Genomic DNA, 15,233 nt, shown 5'->3' with positions numbered 1-15,233 from the left:
GTGACCCTGTGCGACGGCGAAGGACGGCTGCTCGACATGGGCACCGAGTTCGACGACATCAGCCCCTGGTCCTACAGCGCCGCCTTCGAGGCGGTGGCCCGGCCCGGCCCGCGGGAGGGAGAGGTGATCGAAAACCGCCGCCTGCTGCACAGCGTGATGATCCGCGCCGGCTTCACCAACCTGCCCAGCGAGTGGTGGCACTTCGACTACGGCAACCAGTCCTGGGCCTGGTACAGCCAGGCTCCCCAGGCCCTGTTCGGGGCCATGTCACTGCCCGGCCTGCAACAGCGCTGGCAGCGGCAGGTGGCGGTTTTTCCCCGCTAGAGCAAGAGCACCGCATGGTGTAAAACTCGGGCGGCGACCACTCTTGGGGCGCGGGCGGCTCGCCTGCGCTTCACCAGCAAGGCATAGATCTGCACAGGGCGGTGTTTTCCTGCCGCCCTGAGTGGCGGGGCGAGGGGTCCGCGCGGGGAGCAGTGTTCCGTTTTTTTTTTGCTTTTGCTCTATTGTTGTTGCTTTTCGGTGGCGCAGCTTCTGGGGGCCACGCCGGCGAGCGGGGGGCATGGATGACGATACTTTATACTGTTGCGGTTGATTTTTTATTCATTAAAAACGCTGGTTCTGGCGAACGACTTGTTAATTCCACTTACAACCGCTTACTTTTTAGCAAATGAAAATGTGATATTGCTTACATATTTTAAAATTGTACCGGTGGCAAAACCCAGACAGTTTTTACCTTATGTAAACCGGAAGGCGCTTTTTTGAAGCCGGGTGGTAAACGGGGTGTTTTAATTTTATTTCTTTAAAAACAATGGGTTGAAGTTTCTTGCGGGACTGGGGTATAAGCAGGGTAACCGGCTTGCTGCGGGCTGTTGCCCTGTTGTTAACCATCGGGTGTGCTATTGATAAGAAATTCTAATCGGTAGTCCTACTTGTGTTAAGCCGGATAGCGGAGTAATTTTCTCTGCACTTATCGATTGGACTAGGTTTGATCGTTAATAGAAAGCCCCTGTCAGGACAATGTTCTGCCCAAGCAGACATCCTAAATCAGAACAAAGGACGTTAGTATGAGTGCATTAGTCGATGCCATTAATGGTTATATCTGGAGCCTGCCCCTGATCTATCTGTGTCTGGGTGTAGGTCTGTACTTTTCTCTGCGTACCCGCTTCCTGCAAGTCCGTCACATCAAAGAAATGGTCCGCCTGATGTTCAAGGGCGAATCCTCTCCCGCCGGTATTTCCTCCTTCCAGGCCCTGGCGCTGTCGCTGTCCGGCCGCGTTGGTACGGGTAATATCGCCGGTGTGGCCACCGCCATCACCTTCGGTGGTCCCGGTGCCGTGTTCTGGATGTGGGTCGTGGCTTTCCTGGGTGCCGGTACCGCCTTTATCGAGTCGACCCTGGCGCAGATCTACAAGGAAAAAGACGACAACGGATTGTATCGTGGCGGTCCCGCCTACTACATCGAGAAAGGCCTGGGCATCAAGTGGTTCGCCTGGATCTTCGCCTTTGCCACCATCATCGGCTGCGGTCTGCTGCTGCCGGGCGTACAGGCCAACAGTATCGCTTCCGGTATCGAGAATGCCTTCGGCATTCCCACTTCAGTGTCTGCCGCCGCCGTGGTGGTGCTGCTGGGCCTGATCATCTTCGGTGGTATCAAGCGTATCGCTCACTTCACCCAGGTGGTGGTGCCCTTTATGGCGCTGGGCTATATCCTGGTGGCCTTCGTGATCATCATCATGAACGTCAGCCAGCTGCCCAGCGTGATCAGCCTGATCGTGGGTAGCGCCTTCGGCCTGCAGGCCGGCTTCGGTGCCATCCTGGGCCTGGCCATCGAGTGGGGCGTGAAGCGCGGTATCTACTCCAACGAAGCGGGCCAGGGTACCGGTCCTCACGCCGCCGCCGCCGCCGAGGTGTCTCACCCGGCCAAGCAGGGTCTGGTGCAGAGCTTCTCCGTGTACATCGACACCCTGTTCGTATGCTCCGCCACCGCCTTCATGGTGATCATCACCGGTGCCTACAACGTCATGGGCAAGGCCGGCGAAGCCATCGTTGAAAAACTGCCGGGCGTGTCTGCCGGCCCGGGTTACACCCAGGCGGCGGTCGAGTCGGTGATGCCTGGCTTCGGCAGCATCTTCGTGGCGGTGGCGCTGTTCTTCTTCGCCTTTACCACCATCCTGGCCTACTACTACATCGCCGAGACCAACGTGGCCTACATCAACCGTCAGGTACACCGTCCCTGGTTGATCTTCGCCCTCAAAATCGCACTGATGGCCTCTGTGGTGTACGGCGCCGTCCGTACTGCCGAGCTGGCCTGGGGCCTGGGTGACATCGGTGTGGGTCTGATGGCCTGGCTGAACATCGTCGCCATCCTGCTGCTGCAAAAGCCGGCGCTGATCGCCCTGAAGGACTATGAGGCGCAGAAGGCCAAGGGCCTGGATCCCACCTTCGATCCCACCAAGCTGGGCATCAAGAACGCCGATCACTGGGTCAAGGACAAGAAAGCCAAGTCCGGTGCCGTGGGTGACGAAGTGGTTGCCGACGCCCAGGTGGAGCGCAGCTAAGTCTGACCAGCAGCTGTAGTGACAAAGAGTGACAAGGCCGGGAACCCTCCCGGCCTTTTCTTTATGCCGGCGCCAGGCCTTGGTTGCTGGTCCCACCCCGGGTGCCCGCTTGCACCTATACTCGCCGATGACGTAACGTTACTGTTTCTAAAAGAAATGGCTGCATATTCCCCCTTAAGGAGAGGCGAGAGATGGACACTTCCAACCCCCTGTGGCAAACCGGCTGGTATTGTGACGGCCAGTGGCGTACCAGCCCCGACAGTTACGAGGTGCGCAACCCGGCCAGCGGCGAGGTCATCGCCAGGGTGGCCCGCTGCGGCGGCGCCGAAACCGACGAGGCCATCGCCGCCGCCGAGCGGGCCCTGGTCAGCTGGCGCAAGACCACGCCCAAGGAGCGGGGCGCCGTGCTGCGCCGCTGGTATGAACTGATGATGCAGCACCAGGATGAACTGGCCGAGCTGATGGTGCTGGAGCAGGGCAAGCCCCTGACCGAGGCCAAAGGCGAGGTGGCCTATGCCGCCAGCTTCCTCGAATGGTTCGCGGAAGAAGCCAAGCGCGCCTACGGCGAAACCATCCCCAGCCCCAGGCAGGAAAACCGGCTTTGGGTGGTGAAGGAGCCGGTGGGTGTCATCGCCGCCATCACCCCCTGGAATTTCCCCTTCGCCATGCTCACCCGCAAGGTGGGGCCGGCCATCGCCGCCGGCTGCACCGCCGTGGCCAAGGCCTCGGAAGAAACCCCCCTCTGTGCCAATGCGCTGGCGGTGCTGGCCGAGCGGGCGGGCATGCCACCCGGGGTGCTCAACCTGGTGTCCGGCGATGCGCCGGCCATCGGTGAGGCCATGATGGCGAGCCCGGCGGTGCGCAAGCTGTCTTTTACCGGCTCCACCCGGGTGGGCAAACTGCTGATGGCCAGGGCCGCCGACACGGTGAAAAAACTCTCCCTGGAGCTGGGTGGCAACGCCCCCTTTATCGTGTTCGACGACGCGGATCTGGACGCGGCCGTGGCCGGGGCCCTGGCTTCCAAGTTCCGCAACACCGGCCAGACCTGCGTGTGCGTCAACCGCTTCTTCGTGCAGGACGGGATCTACGACGCCTTCGTCAGCCGCCTGGCCGAGGCCGCGTCCGCCATGAAGGTGGCCGATGGCCTGACTACCGGCGCCCAGCAGGGGCCGCTGATCAACCCGGCGGCGCTGGCCAAGGTGGAGCGCCATGTGGCGGACGCCCTGGCCCAGGGCGGCCAACTGGTGTGTGGCGGTGCGCGCCATGAACTTGGCGGTACCTTCTATCAGCCCACCGTGATCCGCGAGGCCCACGAAGGCATGCAACTGGCCCAGGAGGAAACCTTCGGCCCGGTGGCGGCCTGCTTCCGCTTCCAGGACGAGGCCGAGGCCGTGCGCCGCGCCAACGCCACCCCCTTCGGCCTGGCCGCCTACTTCTACACCAAGGATCTGAACCGGGTGATCCGGGTGGCCGAGGCGCTGGAATCGGGCATGGTGGGGGTGAACGAGGGCATCATCTCCAACGAGGTGTCCCCCTTCGGCGGGGTCAAGGAATCCGGCCTGGGCCGGGAAGGTGCGCGCATCGGCCTGGAGGAGTTTCTGGAAACCAAATACATCAACCTGGGCGGGATTTCACAATAAAGGGCTGTGGGGGGATATCCCCCCACAGCTGCTATTAATAAAAACCAATAACTGCTTGCTTCTAAATTGCTTGGGTTACTATTTTTTTGATTGAGTGCTTGATAAGCAATCGCTATAGAAGGCATTTATATCACTCGCTATTAAGTCCTCATCATATGGTCCACCTTTAGGGCCGTAATGATAGTCATCATCTTTTGCGCTGGCATGCACGCCCGCAATCTTGGATATTATGCATCCGCGTATTTTCCCGGGGATTGTTTTGTAGAACTCATCATTATTTATTATTCCATTTGCTACTGAAGGTGGTGCGGGGTATTCTGCTGAAATCATACCAAAAGTAACTGTCTCTTCATCATAACCATAATCATTTCCGTGTTTGGTGGATACGATCAGTTGATAATCTCCTATTTCCGTTACATACCAATCAAAGTTGTAGCTGTCAGGGCAATTGTTATCTAAAGCTGGGGTGGAGTTGCTATGGATAATACTGAAGTCTTGCTGATTTTCATGCTTGGCTTCTACTTTTATTTCGCTGATGGCTGATGTCATGCAGTTGTTATTGTTTGGATTTAATAGGGATATTTCTAGTTTTACATTTATGTTGTCAGGAAAGTTGCTATATACGATTCCTTTGGGAGATACTATTTCAACCTCTGATTCAAAGGGTAATGCAGAGAAAGAAATGAACGTGGTTGCCAGTAAAGCTATGTGTGGGTTTTTCATTTTAGGCCTCCATGCCTTGCTTTTTTAGGTCGCCAAAGAGTGGCGGATGGTGGCTGGCTAGATACCAAATTCAGCTCTGTATCATCCAATAACACTCTTCAAAAGAACCAATAAAAACTCTAGGCAACCCGGCTGTCTCAAGGAGACCCTTGGCTTTCCGGCCCCGTATCGCTACGGGTGTGGCTTTGGCTAGTTGTCTCACCCTTGGGCATCGGGCGATAACAATGTAAAGGTATGATTATTATCTACAGCCTGAATGATAGTGTATCGACCGCAATACAGGCGCGAGGTTGGTTATATTTTTTTTGCATATGAGACTGAGTTGAAAATAACTCACATATCTATGCTGAGTGTCGGTAAAGCGCTGCCGGCTTGTTCTGATGGGGGAAGGCGACTCTCGGCCTGCAGGTAGGGTTTCAGTCAGCCAGGCAGTCACCGCCGTTGCGATTCAGCCAGCCGGGCAGGGCGCGGTACAGCGCCTCGCGCATCCGCCGGGTATGGGAGCCCGACCAGTACAGGCGGCGGCAACGGGGGCACTGGAACACCGGCGCCATGCCCTCGGGGGGCAGTGGCGGCGGGTGGCCGCTCAGCTCCCCGGCCCGGGCCGGGCACAGGGGGGTGTTGCACAGCAGGCAACGGCGGAACAGTGCCGTCGGCGGTGGGAGCCGGCAAGCCAGGATCACCTGCTCCAGCTGTTCCAGGGGAACCGATGCGTCTATCAGCAGGACCCGGGCCGGGCGCAGAAAGCGTACCAGGTGCCTGTCCCGGGTGAGCAGTATCCGCCCTTCGGCATTGGCCAGTTCCACCAGTTGGTGGTCGTCCAGTTCGGGTTGGTAGCAGGTGTCGTAGTCCAGCACCCGCAGCCAGCGCGCCAGCCGCCCCAGCATGGCGTCGGCCACAAAGCGGGGAGCCTGGTGTCTGCCCATCCACTCTCATCTCCATGCCGTCTTTGCGCTTGCGGTCATGTCGCTCCTGTTCTCCTGGCTGGCACTGTCATCGTATCTATTCTGCGTGGCTCAGTCGGAACTGGTTTCGTTCTCATCCTCTGGCTCTGCCGGCGGCACTTCAACCTCTTCTTCCTTATCGGGGAGGGCTGCGTCTTCCTCTTTCACGTCCATGCCCACGTCCATTTCCACTCCCGCCGCCGGTGTCGGCTCTTCTCCCAATACTTCTATGCTTTGGGTGGTGCCTTTCAGCACCACCACGGAGCGGGACTCCTGGGCCTGGGGCTGAAGGGCCAGCAGGCAGCAAGCGGCAAACAGCAGGCTATATGGCTTCATTTTTATGATCCTCCGGGGATGGGCTCTGCCCTTTAAATCTAGCATTGCCGATGGAGAGCGGGCTGACGGAAGAGGAGACCGAACGGAATTTACCGGCGAACTGGCTACACTCTACAAGGCGGGTGTCTAATGGCACTTGTTGGTGTTTCTATTTCCATCACAGGAGAGCCGCCATGAGTACAGCGTCATCCCGACCCTCGTCCACCCTGCTGATGCCGGTGTTTATCCCGGCGGTGATCGTTATCGCCCTGATGGTGGTCGGCACCATGAGCAACCCGCAACTGGCGGGAGAGATTTTTTCCCGTACCCTGGCCTATATCACTACCCACTTCGGCTGGTTCTACATGCTGTCGGTGGCCATCTTCCTGGTGTTTATCGTCTCCCTGGCCTTTAGCCGCTGGGGCAATATCAAGCTGGGGCCGGATCACGCCGAGCCGGAATACAGCTTTCCCGCCTGGTTCGCCATGCTGTTTTCCGCCGGCTACGGCATCGCCCTGCTGTTCTTCGGCGTGGCCGAGCCGGTGCTGCACTACGCCTCTCCCCCCGAAGGGCCGGCCCTGACGGTGGACGCGGCCAAGCAGGCCATGCAGATCGCCTTTTTCCACTGGGGCTTTCATATCTGGGCCATCTACGGCCTGGTGGGGCTGGCCCTGGCCTATTTCGCCTTTCGCCACGGTCTGCCGCTGTCGATGCGTTCCACCCTGTATCCGCTGATCGGCGATCGCATCCACGGTCCCCTGGGGCATGCGGTGGACACCTTCGCCATTCTCGGCACCCTGTTCGGCATCGCCACCACCCTGGGACTGTCGGTGGCCCAGATCAATGCCGGCCTCAACTACCTCTGGCCGGGCATTCCGGTCAGTACGGGGGTGCAGATCATCGCCATAGTGGTGATCACCGCCCTTGCCATTTTCTCGGTGGTGGCGGGCATGGACAAGGGGGTGAAGCGGCTGTCGATCCTCAACATGGTGCTGGCCATTTCGCTGATGCTGTTCGTGTTTGCGGTGGGGCCGACCGTCTTCATCCTCAACACCTTCATGCAGAACACCGGCAGCTACCTGAGCAACATAGTGGAGCGCACCTTCAACCTGCAGGCCTATACCGCCAGCGACTGGATCGGCAACTGGACCCTGTTCATCTTCGGCTGGACCATCGCCTGGGCGCCCTTCGTCGGTCTCTTTATCGCCAAGATCAGCCGGGGCCGTACCATCCGCCAGTTCGTGGTGGGGGTGATGGTGGTGCCCACCTTCTTCACCTTCCTGTGGTTTTCGGTGTTCGGCGACACCGCCCTGCACATGATCATGGTGGAAGGCTACACCCGGCTGATCGACGAGGTGCAGGCGGACCACGCCATCGCCCTGTTCAAGCTGTTCGAGCGGTTGCCGCTGACCGGCATGGTGTCTTTTGTGGCCGTTTTCCTGATCATCACCTTCTTCGTCACCTCCTCCGACTCCGGCTCCCTGGTGATCGATTCCCTCGCCTCGGGCGGTGCCCAGCATACCCCTGCCTGGCAGCGGGTGTTCTGGGCCAGCACCGAAGGGCTGGTGGCGGCGGCGCTGCTGCTGGCCGGGGGGCTGAGCGCATTGCAGACCGCTTCCATCGTCAGCGCCCTGCCGTTTGCCATCATCATGCTGATCGCCGCCATCGGCATGTGGCGGGCCCTGATCATCGAAGGCCATCACGAGGTCAGCCTGCAGCACCACATGCATTCCCGTCAGGGAGCGGGCAGGCAGGGGCCCGGTTTCTGGAAGAAACGGCTGGCCAGCCTGGTGGATTTTCCACCCCGGGACAAGGTCGAGGGTTTTATTCTCGGTACCGCACTGGAAAGCATGAAAAAAGTGGAGCAGGAGCTGGAACAGCAGGGTTGGGAAGCCGAGGTCAACCTGGACGAGGAGCTGTGCCGGGCCCGCTTCGAGGTGTTCAAGGAAGGGCAGGTGGAGTTTATCTACGAGATCCGCCTGCGCGCCTATGCCATGCCCGATTTCGCCTTCCCCGAGACGGAGCGGGATCTGGACGGCGACGACCATTACTACCGGGCCGAAGTGTTCCTGCGCCGGGGTGGCCAGGCCTATGACGTTTATGGCTACGATCAACCGGACATCATCAGCGACATCCTGGATCAGTTCGAGAAGTACCTGCACTTCCTGCATATCTCGCCGGGGATTTTGCCCTGGAAGATGGAAGAGCACGACGATGACACCCCGCCCGCCCGGGAAGGGGAGGAAAGCCCGGCCAAAACGTGACCGGGATCTTTAGGTTGTTAACACCAAGGGGCAGGCTGTGCGGGCTTGCCCTTTTTGCAGAGGAGCAGCCCGGGTGGTACACGAGTTGATTCGAGCCGGGAGGGGAACTCAGTTGCCGTTGAACATGGCTTCCATGGCGGCTTCCTTGTCGTCTCCGGCGGCCGGTTGGGCTTGGGGCTGCGCTTGTGCCTGGGGCTGAGGGGCGGTTTCCAGCTGCTTCAATTGCTGCTCCGCCGCCTGCAACTGGGCGCGGGTTGCGGCCAGCTCGGCCTGCAACTGGCTGAGGGCGGGCTCGGCCTGCGGCGCTGGCGGCTGCAGGGTTTGCGGTGCCAGCGCCGGTGCCTCGGCATTGGTTTCGGGGCCGGCCAGGGGCAGCATGGCCGGGGCCGTGTTGTGGTTCAGCCAGTCCTGCAGGGCGGCGGGCCAGACTGCCGCCCGGCCGGTATGGGATTCGGTGAACACCTTGGTCTGCTCGCCGGTGTTGAGCAGGGCCGCCATCTGGTTGGTTTCCGAGTTCCACACCAGGCCGGCCCGTTCCGGACCTTCCAGCGGGTTATAGCGGGAAGCGAGGTAAAACAGCGGACCTTCCTGCTGCAGCTCGGTGGCGGTGCGCAGCAGGTTGACGGTGGTGTCGTAATGGGGGCCGAGCAGGCCGGTCATCCGGGTTTTGATCACCGGCTGTTCGAACAGGTTGGTGGTGTTGGGATCCAGCCCCACCATGGGTTTGAGCAGGGCCCACATCAACTGGCCCTGGCCCATGGCCAGCATGGGGGCCACACAGGCACTCAGCAGCAGGCTGAGCACGGCCGCTTTCAGCAGGGTTAACAGACGCATCTGAGAATCCATTTAATTTATTAAAAACAAGGGTTTACCTATACGAGTCCGGCGCAGGGCCGCACTCCATGGAACAGGCGCGCGCACGTTACCATAAATTGACCAAAAAGAGGCCAGGGGGGTAAAAAAATAGTCCCCTGCCTGGCGGCACGGCCGCGGAAAAGCCCTGTCGGTTCAATGGCCAAGGCGGTTTTCCCGGCGGCAGGGGCGAGCGGCGGTGGTGCGACAGTCCCTGCGTGCAGCGGTGCTTGTCGCCTCCTGTGACAGGCGCGACCGGTGGGCAGCAACGGAAGGCATGATCCGGGGACGGCTTTTTGGCATTCTTGTCCCTTTTCAGGAGACGGCGATGACGCGGATGGCAAGATTGGGGGCCGTGCTGGCCCTGTTACTGAGCGCCTGTGGCGGCGAGCCGCAGCAGGAGATCCGCCTGCTCAGCGGCGAGAGCCGGCAGGAGCTGGCCAGCAGCCATATGGCCGCGGCCGTGCTGGAGCGGGCCGGTTTCGAGGTGACGGTGGCGTCCGCCAACCTGGGCCAGCGCTGGCAGCGGCTGTGGGCCGGCGAGGCGGACGCCAGCCTGAGTATCTGGATGCCCGAAGCCTCGGCCCCCTTTGTGGAGCGCTTTTTCGAGCGGCTGCACGATCTGGGCCCCAACTACCTGGGACCACGGCTGGAGGAAGGGGAGTGGCCCGAAGGCGACAGGCCCCATACCCTGGCCCGCCGGGCCCTGGAACAGGGCGCGCCCGGGGCGCTCGAGCTGCTGGCCGGAATGCGCTGGCAACGGGAAGAGTTGGAGTGGGTGCTGGCCGAGTGGCAGGCAACCGGCGACCCCGCCCGGGCGGCCAGGGCCTGGCTGGCACGCAAAGAGGGTGCCGACTGAAACTGTTTGCTGCCCGGGCCGAGGATAATGTTGCCCGCCGGCTGTCCGGACCGGCACGGGGCGGCTAAGTTTTACTGGAGAGAGGGACAAGCGGGATAACAGGACCGGCTGCCAGGCTGGCGGTATTTCAATGTTAAAGGAGTAACATGGCATGTCTTATATCCGGAACATCCTGCTCGGGATGGCGGGACTGTTGCTGGCCGGTGCCGTTTCGGCACAGCCGGCGCAAGGTTTGATGCGGGCGGGCTTCGAGCCCTGCCCCGATCCCGGCCAGGCTATCGAATCCCTGGCCACCCCCTGCATGGCCCTGGTGCAGTTCGGCGAGGCCCAGGCGCCGGGCAGGGGGGCGCAGCTGCTGAGGGGGGCCGGCGCCGTGGTGCGCTTCGATTTTCCCGTCCTCAACGGCGCCGCCGTGCTGGTGCCGAACGAGCGGGTCTACTGGGCCCTGGTCAATGATCAGCGCATCGCCCGGCTGCTCCCCGACCGGCGGCTGGGCATAGCCGCCCCGCCCAGCAGGTGTAGTCCCTGGCCCTCCTGCAAGAATGATGATGGTGGAGCCCAGCCTCCCGAGCCGGGCACTTCCAACCCCATCCCCGCCGGGGTCCAGCGTATCGGTGCCGATCAGGTGTGGAACCGGACCACCGGGCCCAGCGCCACCGGACTGGGCGTGATCGTCTGGGTGGTGGATACCGGGGTGGATGGCAGCCATGCGGATCTGCAGCCAGACAGCGGCACCGGTATTGGCGGCTATATCGGCGGCGTCAGCTGCCTGGGCACCGCCTCGACGGCCAGTTGCGTAACGGATGGCGGCATCGACGACAATGGCCACGGCACCCATGTGGCGGGTATCGTCGGCGCCCGCCATAACGATATCGACGTGGTGGGCGTGGCGCCGGATTCGGCCATCGCCTCGGTCAAGGTACTGGACAGCACCGGCAACGGCTACGATTCCAACCTGATCGCCGGGCTGGAGTATATTGCCAGTCAGGCCGCCACCGGGGGCCTGCATGTGGTCAATATGAGCCTGGCTCGTCCGGGTAACTGCCAGCCCGGAGAGGAAGACAGCGGCGCCGCCCTGATCAGCGATAGCCTGACCTGGTTGAACCAGAGGGGCGTGGCGGTGGTGGCTGCAGCCGGCAACGATCCCAACAAGGAGATCTCCGACCTGGTGCCCGCCGGTTGTCCCCAGGTGATGGCCGTGGCCAGCACCACCGCAATGGATGGCACCAACAAGTGCCGGGCCCTGCGCGGCAGCATTTTGGCGGACACCGCCTCCTACTTCACCACCGACGGCGCCGGCGTGCTGGTATCGGCGCCCGGCTCGACCCGGGAGGACAACACCTGCGGCGGCATCCAGCCCAAGGGCATACTGTCCCTGGCGGTGGGCGGCGGCACCACCGAGAAGAACGGCACCAGCATGGCGGCGCCCCATGTGGCCGGGCTGGCGGCCCTGATGCTGCAGGCTGACGCAGCCCTGCCCCCGGACGGGGTACGTACCCTTATCGGCTGTCACGCCACTCGGCGCGGTCAGGCCCCCCTGTCCCATCCTTTTATCAGCCAGTCTTTCGATGGGGAGAGGGAAGGGATTGCCTGGGCCCCGGCCACGGTGGGCGCCCAACCCTGCAACTAAAACGGCTCAGGGGAAAGGGTGTCCGCCTGGCGGACGCCCTGCTCGGAGCTATCGGCTCAGACCGGCAGGGCCAGCAGGTCGTAGCGGCTGATAAGGCGCGCCACCTCTTCCTGGGGCAGATCCACCTCGGCCTGCACCAGCTCGTCATCAGCGCCCGCACGCTGGAGGCGGGGCTGTTGAGGATCAGCTCCCGCAGGGACAGGGTACCGACCAGCCGGCGGCGCTCGTCCAGCACATAGAGCTGGTAGATGGTCTCGGCGTCCGGCGCGGTCCGGCGCACCAGGGCCAGCCCCCGACCTGTCATAGGTTCGGAAGTGGTTGTCTGTAAGCTACAACTACTGGGTTCCATGAGTATCTCTACCGTGATGCCGGAAATTCGGCGCGCGTTATCTATCCGAAGCTGGCGGCGGGAGCAAGGCCAAATGGGTCATGATCTTGCGATTGGGCACCGACGAAAGCCGGCCAGGCTTGACCTGGGTCATGGTGGTATTCGGAAAGCCGGGCTAGCCTGAGCGGGCGGTGACCGCGAGGCGCCGTCTATACCCTTTGGAGGACAAGCTATGAACAGGCGATTTTCATGGAAGCGGGCACTGGTGCTGACCATGGCGCTGGGAACGGGGGGCACAGCCCTGGCCCAAGGCATGGGACCGGGCATGGGCATGATGCAGGGCCCCGGCATGGGAATGGGGCCCATGATGGGGGGCGGCATGCCCTGCGGCCCCATGGGCATGCATCCGGGCTGGATGGCGGGGGCCCAGGGGCCGTTGACCGAGCAGCAGCGGCAGGCGCTGGCGGCCCTGCAGCAGGAACTGCACGCTTCCCATTGGGAGCTGATGCAGGAAATGCACAAGCTGCAGGCTGGCCAGATGATGCCCGACGCCCCGGCGGACAAGGCTGCCATCCTGGAGATGCACCGCAAGATGAGCGATATCCATCTCAAGATGCTGGAGCTGCGGCTCGATGCCCAGGAAAAAATGAACGAGATCCTGAAACCACAATAACCGCCCACCAGGATACGGGCGGCCTTGTCCGCCGCCCGTGTATTGTCATGGACTCATGACGCTCTCCGTCATAAGCTGGCGCTTATTGCCCCTGCCAACGAGATGTCGCAATGAGTGGTATGAATGGATTTGATGCCGACCGGGATGTCTACCGCACCTTGCTGGAGTCCACCAAGGCGATTCCCTGGAAGATAGACTGGCACAGCATGACCTTCAGCTATATCGGCCCCCAGATAGAAACGCTGCTGGGCTGGTCGCCGGACAGCTGGGTCAGCGTCAACGACTGGGTGGAGCGCATGCATCCGGAGGACAGGGAGCGGGTGGTGGGCTTTTGCGTCAGCCAGTCCCAGGCGGGCACCGATCACGAGGCCGATTACCGGGCCCTGACCAGGGACGGGGACTATGTGTGGATCCGGGATGTGGTGCACGTGGTGCGCAACGAAGAGGGCGGGGTGGAGTCGCTGGTCGGTTTTATGTTCGACATCAGCGAGCGCAAGCATACCGAGCAGCAGTTGATCCGGCTGCAGAAGGAACTCGAGGAGCTGTCCTACAAGGACGGTCTCACCGGAATAGCCAACAGGCGCATGTTCGACGCCACTCTGGAGCAGGAGTGGAACGACGCACGGCGCCGATGCCAGCCATTGTCATTGATCCTGCTGGATATCGATAATTTCAAGGAATATAACGACCATTTCGGCCATCTCCAGGGGGATGATTGCCTGCGGACGGTGGCCCGGATCCTGAGCCGGGCTGCGACCCGGCCGCGGGACTTCGTCGGCCGCTTCGGCGGCGAGGAGTTCGCGCTGATCCTGCCCGAGAGCGATGCCCGTGCCGCTCGCACCGTGGCCGAGCGCTGCCGGCAGTTGCTTACCGAGCAGGCCCTGCCCCATCCGGCGGCGCTTGCCACGCCGACCGTCACCCTCAGCCTGGGGGTGTCCAGCCTGGTGCCCGGAGAGCAAGACTGTCCCCTGGCTTTTATCGAGTCTGTGGACAGGCTGCTGTACCGGGCCAAGCAGTCGGGGCGCAACCGTATCGAGGCCGGCTGAGCGGAGGATGCCTCGTCTGGTGTGGGTTCAAAAACAGTAAAGGCGCCCACCTTTTAGGTAAAGCGCCTTTACTGTCAATAACTTGCAGTCAAGCTATCAGTTCATGCCGTATTTCTTCAGCTTCTTGCGCAGGGTGCCGCGGTTGATGCCCATCATGTTGGCGGCGCGGGTCTGGTTGCCGCGGGTGTATTGCATGATCACGTCCAGCATGGGCGCTTCGACTTCGGCGAGGACCAACTCATACAGCTCGGTTACTTCCTGGCCGTTGAGCTGGGCCAGGTAATTGCGCAGGGCCTGCTCCACCGAGTTGCGCAGCGGGCGCTGGGTAGGCTGCTCGGAGGTCGGAGATTTAGTAGTAGTAACCAGTGCATCGGAAGTCGTAGTTTGTTCGAACATATCGGGTCTGCTCTTCTTTTGTTCGTTTAAGCTATATTCGCGAAATATCGCTCCAAGGCGTCGAGCTGCTGCCCGGCTGCCTCGAGGGCGTTGAAATCACTGCGAAAGTCACGGCCCGCGTCACTTCCCTGCAGGTACCACCCCACATGTTTCCGGGCGATCCGTACGCCCATCGCCTCACCGTAAAACTCGTGCAATGCGGCAACATGTTCCCGGATCATGGCCCGCTCCTGGTCCTTGGGGAGCGGTGCGGGAGTGGTGCCCTGCTCAAGATAGTGGCGGATTTCTCTGAAAATCCATGGCCGCCCCTGGGCAGCCCGGCCAATCATGATGGCATCGGCGCCGGTGTAATCCAGTACAAAACGCGCCTTTTCCGGGCTGTCGATATCCCCGTTGGCGACAACGGGAATGGAGACGGCTTGCTTTATTGCCCTGATGGTGTCGTATTCCGCTTCCCCCTTGTACATGCAGGCGCGGGTGCGGCCATGCACGGCCAGGGCCCGGATGCCGCAGTCTTCGGCGATGCGGGCAATCTGCACGCCGTTGCGGTGGTCCGGATCCCAGCCGGTACGTATCTTCAGGGTCACCGGAACCGCCACTGCCTTGACCACGGCGCTGACGATAGACTCGACCAGATCCGGGTACTGCAGCAGGGCGGAGCCTGCCATCTTCTTGTTCACTTTCTTCGCCGGGCAACCCATGTTGATGTCGATGATCTGCGCGCCCTGGTCCACGTTGAACCGGGCGGCATCGGCCATCAGTTCCGGGTCGGCACCGGCAATCTGTACGGAGCGGACACCCGTTTCCCCTTCATGATCCATACGCCGGCGCGACTTGTCGGAATCCCGCAGCAGGGGATTGGACGACATCATCTCCGACACGGCCATACCGGCCCCCATGCGCAGGCACAGGGTGCGGAAAGGCCTGTCGGTCACGCCGGCCATCGGCGCCACCAGCAGCGGCGCGGACAATTTGTAAGGACCAATTTCCATGGGACGGGGC

Annotated in this window: 14 protein-coding genes and 1 riboswitch; of the genes, 8 read left to right on the top strand and 6 right to left on the bottom strand. The window is 61.6% G+C overall.

Annotated elements, in window-relative coordinates:
• The 3 genes from CGX12_RS04075 to CGX12_RS04065 form a co-directional block, all read left to right on the top strand.
• Positions 1-324, top strand: a 324-nt coding sequence (locus CGX12_RS04075) for a M15 family metallopeptidase (RefSeq protein WP_303396173.1), incomplete at its 5' end; no start/stop codon positions are given.
• 743 nt (positions 325-1,067) lie between these two features.
• Entirely contained in the window at positions 1,068-2,561 is a 1,494-nt protein-coding gene (locus CGX12_RS04070) for an alanine/glycine:cation symporter family protein (protein WP_094038624.1), read from the top strand.
• Between the two features lie 191 nt (positions 2,562-2,752).
• Entirely contained in the window at positions 2,753-4,201 is a 1,449-nt protein-coding gene (locus CGX12_RS04065) for an NAD-dependent succinate-semialdehyde dehydrogenase (protein WP_094038623.1), read from the top strand.
• Between the two features lie 78 nt (positions 4,202-4,279).
• Here the strand turns inward: CGX12_RS04065 and CGX12_RS19485 are convergent, their stop codons facing one another.
• From CGX12_RS19485 to CGX12_RS04055, 3 genes are all read right to left on the bottom strand, one after another.
• Positions 4,280-4,924 (bottom strand): hypothetical protein, encoded by a 645-nt coding sequence (locus tag CGX12_RS19485; RefSeq protein ID WP_142995570.1) that lies wholly within the window; start codon positions 4,922-4,924, stop codon positions 4,280-4,282.
• A gap of 119 nt (positions 4,925-5,043) precedes the next feature.
• A riboswitch (cyclic di-GMP riboswitch) is annotated at positions 5,044-5,118 on the bottom strand.
• Positions 5,119-5,340: 222 nt separating this feature from the next.
• Positions 5,341-5,850, bottom strand: coding sequence for a Mut7-C RNAse domain-containing protein (locus CGX12_RS04060; protein WP_094038622.1), 510 nt, complete (start codon positions 5,848-5,850; stop codon positions 5,341-5,343).
• Positions 5,851-5,940: 90 nt separating this feature from the next.
• Positions 5,941-6,204, bottom strand: a complete 264-nt coding sequence (locus tag CGX12_RS04055; protein ID WP_094038621.1) for a hypothetical protein — start codon at positions 6,202-6,204, stop codon at positions 5,941-5,943.
• A 173-nt stretch (positions 6,205-6,377) separates the two neighbouring features.
• On the opposite strand from CGX12_RS04055, the gene CGX12_RS04050 reads away from it, so the two are divergent.
• Positions 6,378-8,447, top strand: a complete 2,070-nt coding sequence (locus tag CGX12_RS04050; protein ID WP_094038620.1) for a BCCT family transporter — start codon at positions 6,378-6,380, stop codon at positions 8,445-8,447.
• A gap of 108 nt (positions 8,448-8,555) precedes the next feature.
• Here CGX12_RS04050 and CGX12_RS20430 read toward each other — a convergent pair whose 3' ends face one another.
• Entirely contained in the window at positions 8,556-9,281 is a 726-nt protein-coding gene (locus CGX12_RS20430) for an Ivy family c-type lysozyme inhibitor (protein ID WP_094038619.1), read from the bottom strand.
• A gap of 346 nt (positions 9,282-9,627) precedes the next feature.
• Between CGX12_RS20430 and CGX12_RS04040 the strand changes: the two genes are divergently transcribed.
• The 4 genes from CGX12_RS04040 to CGX12_RS04020 all read left to right on the top strand — a co-directional run bounded on the left by CGX12_RS04040 (position 9,628) and on the right by CGX12_RS04020 (position 13,835).
• Complete coding sequence (locus CGX12_RS04040; RefSeq protein ID WP_142995569.1) at positions 9,628-10,158, top strand: glycine betaine ABC transporter substrate-binding protein; 531 nt, start codon at positions 9,628-9,630, stop codon at positions 10,156-10,158.
• Positions 10,159-10,309: 151 nt separating this feature from the next.
• Positions 10,310-11,788 (top strand): S8 family peptidase, encoded by a 1,479-nt coding sequence (locus CGX12_RS04035; protein ID WP_094038617.1) that lies wholly within the window; start codon positions 10,310-10,312, stop codon positions 11,786-11,788.
• Positions 11,789-12,348: 560 nt separating this feature from the next.
• Positions 12,349-12,789 (top strand): Spy/CpxP family protein refolding chaperone, encoded by a 441-nt coding sequence (locus tag CGX12_RS04025; RefSeq protein ID WP_094038616.1) that lies wholly within the window; start codon positions 12,349-12,351, stop codon positions 12,787-12,789.
• 119 nt (positions 12,790-12,908) lie between these two features.
• A complete protein-coding gene (locus CGX12_RS04020) occupies positions 12,909-13,835 on the top strand; it encodes a sensor domain-containing diguanylate cyclase (protein WP_094038615.1) in 927 nt (308 codons plus the stop codon).
• A 96-nt stretch (positions 13,836-13,931) separates the two neighbouring features.
• On the opposite strand, the gene fis is transcribed toward CGX12_RS04020, so the two are convergent.
• Complete coding sequence (gene fis, locus CGX12_RS04015) at positions 13,932-14,231, bottom strand: DNA-binding transcriptional regulator Fis (RefSeq protein ID WP_094038614.1); 300 nt, start codon at positions 14,229-14,231, stop codon at positions 13,932-13,934.
• A gap of 26 nt (positions 14,232-14,257) precedes the next feature.
• On the bottom strand, positions 14,258-15,223 hold the full coding sequence (dusB, locus tag CGX12_RS04010) for a tRNA dihydrouridine synthase DusB (RefSeq protein WP_094038613.1): 966 nt from the start codon (positions 15,221-15,223) through the stop codon (positions 14,258-14,260).
• Positions 15,224-15,233: the final 10 nt, after the last annotated feature.

The sequence above is a fragment of the Zobellella denitrificans genome (genome assembly GCF_002237365.1).
GTDB classification, from domain to species: Bacteria; Pseudomonadota; Gammaproteobacteria; order Enterobacterales; family Aeromonadaceae; genus Oceanimonas; species Oceanimonas denitrificans.
This window is presented reverse-complemented; position numbering and strand designations above follow the sequence as displayed.

Excerpts from the sequence above, each read along its gene's own strand:
- CGX12_RS04070 (WP_094038624.1), top strand. The coding sequence starts at position 1,068 with ATGAGTGCATTAGTCGATGCCATTAATGGTTATATCTGGAGCCTGCCC.
- CGX12_RS04065 (WP_094038623.1), top strand. The coding sequence starts at position 2,753 with ATGGACACTTCCAACCCCCTGTGGCAAACCGGCTGGTATTGTGACGGC.
- CGX12_RS19485 (WP_142995570.1), bottom strand. The coding sequence starts at position 4,924 with ATGAAAAACCCACACATAGCTTTACTGGCAACCACGTTCATTTCTTTC.
- CGX12_RS04060 (WP_094038622.1), bottom strand. The coding sequence starts at position 5,850 with ATGGGCAGACACCAGGCTCCCCGCTTTGTGGCCGACGCCATGCTGGGG.
- CGX12_RS04055 (WP_094038621.1), bottom strand. The coding sequence starts at position 6,204 with ATGAAGCCATATAGCCTGCTGTTTGCCGCTTGCTGCCTGCTGGCCCTT.
- CGX12_RS04050 (WP_094038620.1), top strand. The coding sequence starts at position 6,378 with ATGAGTACAGCGTCATCCCGACCCTCGTCCACCCTGCTGATGCCGGTG.
- CGX12_RS20430 (WP_094038619.1), bottom strand. The coding sequence starts at position 9,281 with ATGCGTCTGTTAACCCTGCTGAAAGCGGCCGTGCTCAGCCTGCTGCTG.
- CGX12_RS04040 (WP_142995569.1), top strand. The coding sequence starts at position 9,628 with ATGACGCGGATGGCAAGATTGGGGGCCGTGCTGGCCCTGTTACTGAGC.
- CGX12_RS04035 (WP_094038617.1), top strand. The coding sequence starts at position 10,310 with ATGTCTTATATCCGGAACATCCTGCTCGGGATGGCGGGACTGTTGCTG.
- CGX12_RS04025 (WP_094038616.1), top strand. The coding sequence starts at position 12,349 with ATGAACAGGCGATTTTCATGGAAGCGGGCACTGGTGCTGACCATGGCG.
- CGX12_RS04020 (WP_094038615.1), top strand. The coding sequence starts at position 12,909 with ATGAATGGATTTGATGCCGACCGGGATGTCTACCGCACCTTGCTGGAG.
- fis (WP_094038614.1), bottom strand. The coding sequence starts at position 14,231 with ATGTTCGAACAAACTACGACTTCCGATGCACTGGTTACTACTACTAAA.
- dusB (WP_094038613.1), bottom strand. The coding sequence starts at position 15,223 with ATGGAAATTGGTCCTTACAAATTGTCCGCGCCGCTGCTGGTGGCGCCG.